The organism is uncultured Oxalicibacterium sp., from assembly GCF_913776015.1.
In the GTDB taxonomy this organism is placed as follows: Bacteria; Pseudomonadota; Gammaproteobacteria; order Burkholderiales; family Burkholderiaceae_D; genus Oxalicibacterium.
The window spans coordinates 19,516-30,923 of sequence record NZ_CAJYMD010000040.1 but is presented as its reverse complement, the minus strand read 5'-3'; the positions used below and the strand labels follow the sequence as shown (position 1 = coordinate 30,923).

The following is an 11,408-nucleotide window of genomic DNA, read 5'->3' as shown; positions in this document are numbered from 1 at the left end:
GTGTGCTGCGGTTTTTATTTGCGCTTTCTAATTTGTCTGCGGTTGAGGTTCAGAATACCTTCGATCACAAGTAGTGTTACAGCGCACCACACAGGAATATAGGTCATCCACTGCGCACCGCTGATGGTTTCGCCCAACAGCAAGGCAACCAGTACCAGCAGCACAGGCTCGACATAGCCGAGAAGGCCGAATAGGCTCATTGGCAGCATCTGGCTTGCCAGCATGTAAAACACGAGGGCCATCGAGCTCAGAATGCCGAGCAGGGGAATCAGCCCATACAACGCTTGATGAGCGCTGATCATGTCGAAGCCGACAGCACCCGTCATGATGAGCCAGAGTCCGGCAGGTAGCAGCAAGGCCATGTCGAACCACAGACCGCCAAGATTGGCAGCGTCCATCTTGCGGCGCAGCACGAAGTAGACCGGATAGCCGAGTGCGACCAGCATGGTTTCCCAAGACAGCACACCCACGTGATAAAACTCGTTTGTCACGCCAATGGCGGCTGCCACTGCGGCCAGATTTTGCCAGCGTGTCAGACGTTCGCGATACAGCAGCCGGCCCGTCAGTAGCATCGTCAGTGGCAGCAAGAAGTAGCCGAGCGAGACATTCAGGGCGCGGCCATGAAGCGGCGCCCACATGAATAGCCAGAGTTGGATGCCGAGCAGGGCTGAAGTGAGCAAGGCACCGCCGATCAGCAGCGGTTGGGTTGTCATGCGCCGGGCCAGTGTCCATACCATGTTCTCTTGCCCGCGCCACCAGATGAAAGCGGTGAGGAAAGGAACGGTCAGCAAGGTGCGCCAGCCGAAAATCTGTTCGCCATCGAGAGGCGTCAACAGGGTGGCGTAGTAATAGAGGACGGCAAACAGCGTCGAGCCGATGACGGAAAACAGGATGCCTTTGCTCACAGGTGTTCGATATCGGGGCAGGGGAAAGGCCGTCAGTATAAGCCGTTCGATGGAGGCGTGGTCGTCTGCGTGAGCATCGTTTTGCAGGTGACGCGGTATCATGTCGGGCACTTGGGCGCGTGGCTTCACAGTGATCCTGGATTGCTTTATGATCGCCATGTTGTTGACGAGAGCGCAGCCCTTCAGCAGAGGGAGTCATCCCCGCCGCCCTTGTCAGGTTGCGGCTTCCAGCGATGGAGGCCGTTTGTTTTTCCAGCGATGCCTTGCCGGATCGGCAAATCTTCCTCGCTGAGCCCCACGTTCGTTGCATGGTTACCGTGTAGCGGAATCATTCGAAGCGTGCATGAGCGCGCCAATCGCAGGAGCTGTGATGGATTTTGAAATACCCGAATCACTGGTCAATGTCTTGCTCGGCATGATCGAGCCGCAATCGCCGCTGGCCAAGCGTCTGGCCGAGCATGGCGTGTGTCATGGTCACATGATCGTGGCCAGCCGTCTATTCGATGGCAAATCTCTCAATACGCTATACAACCTGGCCAAGTCGAATCAGCAACGTTCGCTGATGTTCCAGATGCTGGCGCTGGACAATATCCGCAACGCGCCACAGGCGCGAAAGATTCCTGATCTGGAACAGGTCGTGCCGGGCTTGGCCGCTTATCTGGCGCGTGATGTGATCGATGGCTGGATCTACAAGCGCAACAAGGATGGCGTGCTGCTACCGTGGCTGATTCATCGTCTGCGCTACATGGTGCCGGATCAGGGCGCGCCGTATGTCGTGGTCGATCTGCTGGCCAACACCATGCAGGCAGCGGCGAAGGAAGAGGTCAGCGATATGCGTTTGCGTCGTACCGGCATGACGAACGCCATCGTCATCAACCGTCACGACATCGTCAATCGCACGATTCCAGAACTGCTGGGTGAGATGGGTTACTTCAAGGAGTGCCCTGAATTCAAGCAGGAATACGAACTGCATGCCAAGCGCTTCCTCGATTACCAGCGCCGCTTCGGCCAGCAGTTCGTTGCGCGTAATGCCGCGTTCACCATCGACGACAAGGAAAAAGTCTCGATGATGACGCTGAAGGAAGGCATGTCGGCCAAATGCGTCAATGATGAGGAAATTCTCGATCGCCGCTTCGAGATGATGACGGATGCCGAGTTCTGGCGCGATGCGGAATACGCGGAAGGCTTCGAACGCATTCCGATGCATTGCTACCTCAATCTGTTCCATCTGGAACTGCACCAGAACATCTGGGTGCACGTGCAAAACGTCAGCCTTTACGAATACAAGCCGGAATTGCGTGAAAAGCTTGTACTGCCAGCAGCACATCGCGATCTGATCGACATCCTGACGGCCGGCATGAATGTGACAATGGAAGACTTCGTCGAAGGCAAATCGGGGGGGACGACGATTCTTTGCCAGGGTGCGCCCGGCTTGGGCAAGACGCTGACGGCCGAGGTGTATTCGGAAATCGTACGCAAGCCTTTGTACCGCGTACATTCGGGGCAGTTGGGCATTACGGCTGAATCTGTCGAGCGCAACCTCTCCGCTATCCTGCGTCGTGCTGCGCGTTGGGATTCCATCTTGCTGCTGGACGAAGCAGATGTCTACATTCGTTGTCGCGACAATGATCTGCAGCATAACGCCATCGTTGCCGAATTCCTGCGCACGCTTGAATACTTCAAGGGTTTGCTGTTCATGACCACCAACCGCATTGGCGATGTTGACGATGCAATTCTATCGCGCTGCATTGCCACGATCCAGTATGAAGTGCCGCCCAAGGCTGATGCGATGCGCTTGTGGAAATCGCTGTCGACGCAATTCCATGCCGATCTGTCGGACGCGTTGATCGACCGCCTGAGCGATGTTTACGCCAAGTGCAGCGGTCGCGATATCAAGGAACTGTTGAAGCTGACATCCAAGTATTGCAAGAGCAAGGACATTCCGCTATCCGAAGAGGCATTTCGACAATGTGCCGTATTCAGAGGAATTCGCGATTAATTCGACGCATCAACGATTTATCTAAAGCCATGTCTGTGACATGGCTTTTTTTATGTCCTTTGCATTTGGAATAGGAAGTTATGCAAACGGGTTTAGATAAATACCATATTTATGGTGGCGATCATTGGCCGGTCGGTCTAAAAAACCTTGAAATCGTTACCTATTTCGTGAATTAACAAGATTTAATATTTTTTAATCTGGTTCTACTTCAAATAGCCGTTTATTCATTCGTGAAAGCGTTATTCTTGATTTGTTTCCTTGTGGAAATATGTTGTTGGCTAAAGCTAATGACGTCGTGCTAATAAAAACATAGGGAAAAAAATATGAATATCCTCAAAAACATGAAATTGGGAACGATGCTGGGTTCGGGATTTTTCCTGATCATCGCTATCGGTTTCATGGTTGCGATTTTTGGACGTGTGCAATTGAGCGGAATTGGCGAGAACGTCAATGACATTACGGAAAACCGTCTGCCAAACGTGTTGAGACTGAAGGAGTTGCAGGACAACGCCAATCTTGTCGCACGGGCGACACGCAATCTGGCTTTGTTGGAAGACGAGGCTTCCATGTTGAAGGAAAAAGCCCGTATCGACGAAGTATTGGCATTGAACGAGAAAACAATTGTCGATTTGCAGAAAGCGATTAATTCGGAGGAGGGGCGTGCATTACTGAAAACGGTGATGGATACGAGTTTGGCGTATTACAAGCAATCTGTTCCGCGAGTCGTCACGCTTGGGCTCGCTAACAAAATGGAGGAAGCGCGTGATTTGCTCATGGGCGAGATGCGGCAGCAGCAAAATGCCTACTTCAACGCCATCGAAGCATTGAGTAAATTTCAGATCAATCAAACCGCGGCGGCGGGCAATCAGGCAGAAACAAGCATTGCTGGTGCCGGTCGCATCATGTTGATCCTTGCAGTGGCTTCTGCGGTGTTGGGCGCTTTTGTTGCGAGGATCATTACTCGTACCGTCAAAGCTCAAATCGGCGGGGAACCTTCCTATGCTACCGAAGTGGCACAGCAGGTTGCCAAGGGCAATCTTGCTGTCGACGTTGAACTGCGCCGTGGCGATACCAGCAGCGTGTTGGCAGCAATGGGGGCAATGCGTAGCAACCTGGCGCAGATCGTGAGTGAAGTTCGCAAGAGCAGTGAATCGATTGCGACTGGAGCAGGCCAGATTGCCGTCGGAAATGCCGATCTCAGTCAGCGTACTGAAGAGCAAGCGTCGAACCTAGAAGAAACGGCGGCTTCCATGGAAGAGATGAGCTCCACGATCAAGAACAATGCGGAAACCGTCAAGACCGCGACGCAACTCGCTACTTCTGCAAGCGAAACGGCTAGCCGTGGCGGCGAAGTGGTTGGCAATGTGGTGCGCACGATGGATGACATCACGACCAGTTCACGCAAGATTAGCGAGATCATCGGCGTGATTGATTCGATCGCTTTCCAGACGAATATCCTGGCGTTGAATGCCGCGGTTGAAGCCGCACGCGCAGGCGAGCAGGGGCGCGGTTTTGCCGTCGTTGCATCGGAAGTACGTACGCTGGCACAACGTTCTGCCCAAGCTGCGAAGGAGATCAAGAGCCTGATCGAGGAAAGTGTTTCCAAGGTCGAGTCCGGTTCGCAATTAGTGGAAGAGGCGGGTGCCACGATGGATGAGATCGTCAACCAAGTGCGCCGTGTGGCTGACCTGATCGGTGAGATCGGTAGTGCAACGCATGAACAAACGCAGGGCGTATCGCAAGTTAGCGATGCCGTCAGCCAGCTGGATCAGGTGACGCAGCAAAATGCAGCCTTGGTGGAAGAGTCGGCAGCAGCGGCTGAAAGCCTCAACCAGCAGGGTTCGCGTCTGGTCGAACTGGTTAGCGTATTCCAGTTGGGAACGGCGCAAGGCGCTTCCTCGCTGGCGGCAATCGCCCAACCGGCCAAGACGGCGGTTTCCCATGTCACACAGAAACCAGCCCTGCCAGTACGTAAGGCATCGCCAGCGATTGCGCATGCGCCTCAAGCTGCAGGCAAGGACGATGATTGGGAAACCTTTTGATCGTTGTGTTTGAATGGATTGGTTCCCGCAGCGGACGTGATTGATGAGCCGCATGTCGTTCGTTGAGATTGACGGCACGGTATGAAAATAAAAAAGCGGGCTTCATGGCCGCTTTTTGTCATTCGTTACCCCTAAACGTATTGTTTGATCAGGTCGGCAGCATGGTAATGCTGCCAATTTTCACGCTGTGGAAAAGTCGGAACTGCTTTTTTCTGAAGCAGTCAAAAAATATCCTTTGTAATCAATGTATTGTCATGTGTTCACACTGGTTGCTCACAATCTTGTCCACAGAAAAACTGCATAACCGTGTATAACTTTTAAGGCAGGGATAAGTCCTGCGCATGCCTTGCTAGACTGTTGCTTTAAGGGCGCGTGTATTGCATTTGACTTGTTTGCCTTGTCGAAACCTTGCTTCGCCTGTGCCAAAACGTTACATTCTCCATCCGTAACTATTCCTACCCGATTCAACGAAGGAGCTCATTTTGCTCGCCATCATCCAAGCGGCAGGCTGGCCGATCTACTTTCTGCTGCTGGCTTCGGTCATCGCACTGACGCTCATCGTTGAACGCCTGCTGTACCTGCGCCGCAATCGCATCTTGCCGCCGACCCTGCTGCAAGAAGTCATTCGTGTCTATCACAATGGCAAGATCGACGCGAACGTGGTCGCCACGCTCGAACAGAATTCCCCGCTGGGCCGTGTATTGGCAGCGGGCCTGCGCAACGTCGATTCGCCACGGGAAGTGATGAAGGAGTCGATCGAAGAAGCAGGGCAGGCCACTGCGCATGAGCTCGAACGCTTCCTCACCACGCTGGGTACGATCGCTTCGCTGGCGCCGCTGATGGGTTTGTTCGGCACGATCGTGGGCATGATCGAGATTTTCGGTTCGCAAAATGCTTCGGGCACCGGCTCCAATCCCGGCCAACTGGCGCATGGTATTTCGATTGCGCTCTACAACACGGGCTTCGGTATCGCCATCGCCATGCCCGCGCTGGTGTTCTATCGTCACTTCCGCGCGCTGGTGGATACCTTCGTGGTCGAGATGGAGCAGCAGGCGGTGAAGTTTGTCGATATCGTGCATGGCAACCGCAAGTAAGGCGCAACGGATACCCGCATGAACTTCCGCAAACGCCACGGCCGCGAAGATCCGGAAATCAACCTGATTCCGTTCATTGATGTGCTGCTCGTGATTTTGATCTTCCTGATGGTGACGACCACTTTCAGCAAGTTCACCGCATTGCAGATCACGCTGCCGACGGCCGATGCCGAAAAAGCGCAAGAGCAGCCGCTGCAAATCAATGTCGGCATCGATGCGCAAAATCGCTACACCATCAACAACCAACGCGTGGCGGTGCAGAATGCCGAGGGTTTGGCGGCTGAATTGACGGCCGCAGTCAATGCTTCCAATCGTAAAAATGCCGATCCCGTGATTGCGATTGCTGCCGATGCCACGGCAACGCACCAGACGGTCGTCAACGTGCTGGATGCCGCACGCATTGCGGGCTACGCCAAGGTGACCTTCGTTGCACAGACCCGCGGCAAGAAGTAGTCGTGGGCTTCCGCTGGTGTTGTTCGATACGCTCTTTTGCGATCCACCAGCGCGGCCGGCATGCTCGCTGGCAGTAATGCAAGGATAGGCTCGTGGCACACATACATTCCCGACTCGAAGCTTTCCTCACGCGCAACTGGATGCGGCGTGGTGTCTTCGCCCATGCGATGCTGCCACTGGCTTGCCTGTTCGGTCGCATTGCCGCATCGCGTCGCCAGCGTGACTTGGCAGAAAGCGCGGAAAGCGGCAAGTTGCCAGTGCCGGTCGTCGTGGTCGGCAATATCTTCGTGGGTGGCACTGGCAAGACGCCTTTGACGATCTGGCTGGTGCAAGCCTTGCGCGATGCGGGTTTTCATCCGGGAGTGATTTCGCGCGGTTACGGTGCCGACAATACCGTCATCAAAACGGTGGCACCGGATGCCTTGCCATCCAAAGTCGGGGATGAGCCTTTACTGATCGCGCAGCGCGCCGCCTGTCCGGTGGTGGTCGGGCGCGATCGCGTGGCGGCGGCACGGGCTTTGCTGGCGGCGCATCCTTTCGTCGATGTCATCATCTCCGATGACGGGTTGCAGCATTACCGTCTGGCACGTGATATCGAAATCATCCTGTTTGATCGCCGCGGTGTGGGCAATGGCTGGCTGTTGCCAGCCGGCCCGCTGCGTGAACCGGCTTCGCGCCCGCGCGATTTCACCGTGATCAATGGCGGTTTGCCGGCACCCGGTGTGCCGGACCATGCAATCACGATGCAATTGCATGGTGCATTTGCAGAGCGCCTGAGCGATTCGCAACAGCGACAGCCGCTTGCTGCATTTGCTGCGATACCATCGTTGCTGGCGGCAGCGGGCATCGGCAATCCGGCGCGGTTCTTCGATATGTTGCAGGCCTCCGGCTTGCAATTCGAACGCCTGCCTTTGCCGGATCATCACGATTTTGCGACGAATCCGTTTGCCGATTCACAGACGGAAGTCATCCTGATCACCGAGAAGGATGCAGTAAAATGTCGCCAACATGAAACATTGAAAAACGACCCGCGTATCTGGGTCGTTCCCGTGACGGCGCAAATCGAAGGCGCCTTCGCCGAACGCATAGTGGAGAAACTCCGTGGACACTCGATTGCTTGACATCCTGGTTTGCCCGATCTGCAAAGGTCCGCTCGAACACGACAAGAAAGCGAAGGAACTGATCTGCAAGGCCGATCGCCTCGCGTATCCGATTCGTGACGGCATCCCGATCATGTGGGCAGATCAGGCGCGCGATCTGCAACTGACGCCTGCTGCCGACTAACTCCGAGGCACTTCGTTTCCCGTTTTTCGGAAGTTTGCATGTCTTTCACCGTCATCATTCCCGCTCGTCTCGCTTCCACCCGTTTGCCGAACAAGCCGCTCGCCGATCTCGGCGGCAAGCCGATGATCGTGCGCGTGGCCGAGCGTGCCGCGCAATCGGGGGCAGCGCGCATCATCGTTGCAACTGATCACGCCGATATTCTGGCGGCTTGCGCGCAGCATGGCGTGCAAGCCTGCATGACGCGCAGTGATCATCCTTCCGGTACCGACCGCATCGCAGAAGTGGCGGCGGCAATCGGTTTGTCGCAGGATGCCGTGGTTGTGAATGTGCAGGGCGACGAGCCGTTGATTGATCCGGCACTGATTGCCGCGACAGCGAAACTGATTGGTACGGCAGTGCCGATGGCGACGGCAGCACATCCGATTCACGATGTGGCCGAAACCTTCAATCCGAATGTCGTCAAGGTCGTCCTTGATCGAGACGGACGTGCGCTGTATTTTTCGCGCGCCACAATTCCCTGGCACCGCGATGGTTTTGCGCAGACACAGCAAGTCTTGCCTGCCGGTTATGCGCCATTGCGGCACATCGGCCTTTATGCGTATCGCAATGATTTCCTGCAGGCGTATCCGACGCTCGAACAGTCGCCGCTTGAGCAGATCGAGGCGCTCGAGCAATTGCGCGTGTTATGGCATGGCGTACCGATTGCCGTGCACGTCACCGATGATGCACCCGCCGCTGGCGTGGATACGCCGGACGATCTGGCGCGCGTGCGTCGTCATTACGCCTGAATTGGTTGTACCTGCCGGAAGATACATAGTAAGTTTGCTGCAAGATTGGTATTGTCGCTTTGCTATGAAATACGGCTTTGGTCCCCTTTTTATGGTAAATTCCGGCATCTGCTGACAAGCCAATTCATGATTCAGACTTCCCCGGGGCTGCGACGGTCCTGCGGTCATCGATTCAAACTCATTTAGGAAGATTTCATGCGCCTCATCCTTTTAGGAGCGCCTGGTGCCGGTAAAGGCACGCAAGCTGGTTTCATCAAGGACAAGTACAACATTCCGCAAATCTCGACCGGCGACATGCTGCGCGCTGCGGTCAAGGAAGGCACGCCGCTGGGGCTGGCTGCCAAGAAAATCATGGACGAGGGCGGTCTCGTTTCGGATGACATCATCATCGGTCTGGTGAAAGATCGTCTCAAGCAATCCGATTGCGCCAACGGTTATCTGTTCGACGGTTTTCCCCGCACGATTCCGCAAGCCGATGCAATGAAGGAAGCCGGCGTTGCCATCGATTACGTACTCGAAATCGATGTGCCAGACAGCGCGATCATCGAACGCATGAGCGGTCGTCGCGTGCATCCTGCTTCCGGTCGTACCTACCACGTCAAGTTCAATCCGCCGAAAGCCGAAGGTCGCGATGACGTGACGGGCGAGGAACTGATCCAGCGCGATGACGACAAGGAAGAAACGGTCAAGAAGCGTCTCGACATCTATCATAATCAGACCGAAGTGCTGGTTGAGTACTACAACAAGTGGGCCGAATCGGGCCAGCCCGGTGCACCCAAGTATCGCAAGATCGCTGGCGTCGGGCCGGTCGAACAGATTCGCGATGCGGCATTTGCTGCATTGAATGGCTGATCGGAGCGATAGTCGCAATCGACATCGCGTTTGATTGCAACGCATCGATAAGAAAGCGGACCTGGTGTCCGCTTTTTTCATGTCCGTCCTGCTGCTGTTCCCCTTTGCCTTTCTGGCAACCGTTACACTGCACAGGTTTGTGATTCTGCAGGAGCCGCCATGTCGTATCGATTCCGTCTCGCGTTTCTTTCCATGCTGTGTGCCGGGCTGCTATCGGCCTGCGCGCAGCAACCCGCTCGGCAAGTTGGTGAGCCAGTCGCCAAGAAAGCGAAACACGATCCAATCACCTTGGCCCCGGAAGGTGCGAGTGGCTATGAAGAAAAGCAGGGCTGGCTGACGAAGAAGGACATGGTCGTGGCAGCCAATCCGCTGGCGGTGGCCGCGGGCGAACGGATGTTGCGGCAGGGTGGTTCCGCCGTCGATGCGGCGATTGCCGTGCAGCTGGTGTTGACGCTGGTGGAGCCGCAATCGTCGGGCATTGGTGGCGGCGCCTTCCTCATGCATTACGATGGCCGTGTTGTACAAGCCTATGACGGACGCGAAACGGCACCGGCGGCGGTCGATCCCACATTGTTCCTCAAGAGCGATGGCACGCCGATGACGTTTTACGAAGCCGTAATCGGAGGTCGCTCGGTGGGCGTGCCAGGTGTGCTGCGCATGCTGGAAGATGCGCATCGGGCGCATGGCCGCCTGCCGTGGGCAACGTTGTTCGAACCTGCCATTCGGCTTGCCAACAAAGGGTTTCAGGTGAGTCCGCGTCTGGCGACCTTGTTGAGCAAGGAGCAAGCCTTGCGCAAGGATCCGGTTGCCGCTGCCTATTTTTACGATTCCGCCGGCAAATCGCTTCCGGTCGGTTATCTGCTCAAGAATCCGGAACTTGCCGCCACCTTGCGTACTATTGCCAAGGGCGGTGCCGATGCGTTCTATCAAGGCGCGATTGCGCAGGATATTGTCGCCAAGGTGCACGCACATCCGAGCAATCCGGGCTACATGACGCTGGCCGACCTGCAAGGCTATCGCGCCAAACTGCGCGAACCTTTCTGCCATGAATATCGACTGTGGCGTTTGTGCGGCATGCCGCCGCCTTCGTCTGGCGCGATCACGATTGCACAGATGCTGGGTATTCTTGCGCATACCGATCTGCAGCAGTTACAGCCGGTGGATGGCGCATGGCAGCCGCAAGCCGTGCATCTGTTCAGTGAAGCGGGCCGCTTGGCTTATGCCGATCGTAATCGTTATCTCGCCGACCCCGATTTTGTACCGTTGCCGGATGGTGGCAAAGCGCTGATCGATCCTGCTTACTTGGCGCAACGTGCAACCTTGATCACTAGCCGTTCGATGGGAACGGCAGAAGCCGGTACGCCGCCGGGCATGCGGAAACTGGCATGGGGGCGAGATCGTGCAGCAGAATTGCCTTCCACCTCGCATATGTCGATTGCCGATGGCTACGGCAATGTTCTCGCCATGACCACAACGATTGAAAACGGCTTCGGTTCGCGCCAGATGGTGCGCGGCTTTCTGTTGAATAACCAGTTGACCGATTTTTCGTCGGTGCCGGTAGACGAACATGGCCCGGTTGCCAATCGCGTCGAGGCCGGCAAACGGCCGCGCAGCTCGATGTCGCCCACACTGGTTTTCGAAAAAGACAGCGGCAAGCTGGTGATGGCGATCGGTTCGCCCGGCGGTTCTGCCATCATCAACTACGTCAGCAAAACGCTGATCGGTACGATGGATTGGGGGCTCAACGTGCAGCAGGCAATCAGTCTGCCGAACGTCGGTAGCCGCAATGGTCCGACCGAACTCGAGCGCGATCGGGTATCACCCTCGCTGATTGCCGCGTTGCAGGCACAGGGGCACGAGATCGAAGTCGAAGAACAGACCTCGGGCTTGCACGGCATCATGCGTATGAGCGTGCATGGCGAATCGTTCTGGTTCGGCGGTGCCGATCCGCGGCGTGAAGGCATCGCAATGGGCGAGTGAGTCGCGAAGCT

Annotated in this window: 10 protein-coding genes; 9 read left to right on the top strand and 1 reads right to left on the bottom strand. The window is 55.9% G+C overall.

The features are described from left to right. Window positions 1-14: 14 nt before the first annotated feature. A complete protein-coding gene (gene rarD / locus QZ725_RS06460) occupies window positions 15-905 on the bottom strand; it encodes an EamA family transporter RarD (RefSeq protein ID WP_293777555.1) in 891 nt (296 codons plus the stop codon). A 370-nt stretch (window positions 906-1,275) separates the two neighbouring features. Between rarD and QZ725_RS06455 the strand changes: the two genes are divergently transcribed. The 9 genes from QZ725_RS06455 to ggt all read left to right on the top strand — a co-directional run bounded on the left by QZ725_RS06455 (window position 1,276) and on the right by ggt (window position 11,397). Next, window positions 1,276-2,904, top strand: a complete 1,629-nt coding sequence (locus QZ725_RS06455; RefSeq protein WP_293777553.1) for an ATP-binding protein — start codon at window positions 1,276-1,278, stop codon at window positions 2,902-2,904. Window positions 2,905-3,227: 323 nt separating this feature from the next. After that, on the top strand, window positions 3,228-4,946 hold the full coding sequence (locus tag QZ725_RS06450; protein ID WP_293777550.1) for a methyl-accepting chemotaxis protein: 1,719 nt from the start codon (window positions 3,228-3,230) through the stop codon (window positions 4,944-4,946). 482 nt (window positions 4,947-5,428) lie between these two features. Next, on the top strand, window positions 5,429-6,040 hold the full coding sequence (locus tag QZ725_RS06445) for a MotA/TolQ/ExbB proton channel family protein (RefSeq protein ID WP_293777548.1): 612 nt from the start codon (window positions 5,429-5,431) through the stop codon (window positions 6,038-6,040). An 18-nt stretch (window positions 6,041-6,058) separates the two neighbouring features. Further along, a complete protein-coding gene (locus QZ725_RS06440) occupies window positions 6,059-6,493 on the top strand; it encodes a biopolymer transporter ExbD (protein ID WP_293777546.1) in 435 nt (144 codons plus the stop codon). Window positions 6,494-6,633: 140 nt separating this feature from the next. Next, window positions 6,634-7,614, top strand: coding sequence for a tetraacyldisaccharide 4'-kinase (gene lpxK / locus QZ725_RS06435; RefSeq protein ID WP_293777606.1), 981 nt, complete (start codon window positions 6,634-6,636; stop codon window positions 7,612-7,614). Next, window positions 7,595-7,777, top strand: coding sequence for a Trm112 family protein (locus QZ725_RS06430; RefSeq protein WP_293777543.1), 183 nt, complete (start codon window positions 7,595-7,597; stop codon window positions 7,775-7,777). Before lpxK ends, QZ725_RS06430 begins: the two co-directional genes overlap by 20 nt. Window positions 7,778-7,815: 38 nt before the next feature. Then, window positions 7,816-8,565: a 3-deoxy-manno-octulosonate cytidylyltransferase gene (kdsB, locus tag QZ725_RS06425; RefSeq protein ID WP_293777540.1), complete on the top strand. Its 750-nt coding sequence runs from the start codon at window positions 7,816-7,818 to the stop codon at window positions 8,563-8,565. Window positions 8,566-8,760: 195 nt separating this feature from the next. Then, complete coding sequence (gene adk, locus QZ725_RS06420) at window positions 8,761-9,417, top strand: adenylate kinase (RefSeq protein ID WP_293777536.1); 657 nt, start codon at window positions 8,761-8,763, stop codon at window positions 9,415-9,417. 159 nt (window positions 9,418-9,576) lie between these two features. Beyond that, on the top strand, window positions 9,577-11,397 hold the full coding sequence (ggt, locus tag QZ725_RS06415) for a gamma-glutamyltransferase (protein WP_293777534.1): 1,821 nt from the start codon (window positions 9,577-9,579) through the stop codon (window positions 11,395-11,397). Window positions 11,398-11,408 lie beyond the last annotated feature (11 nt).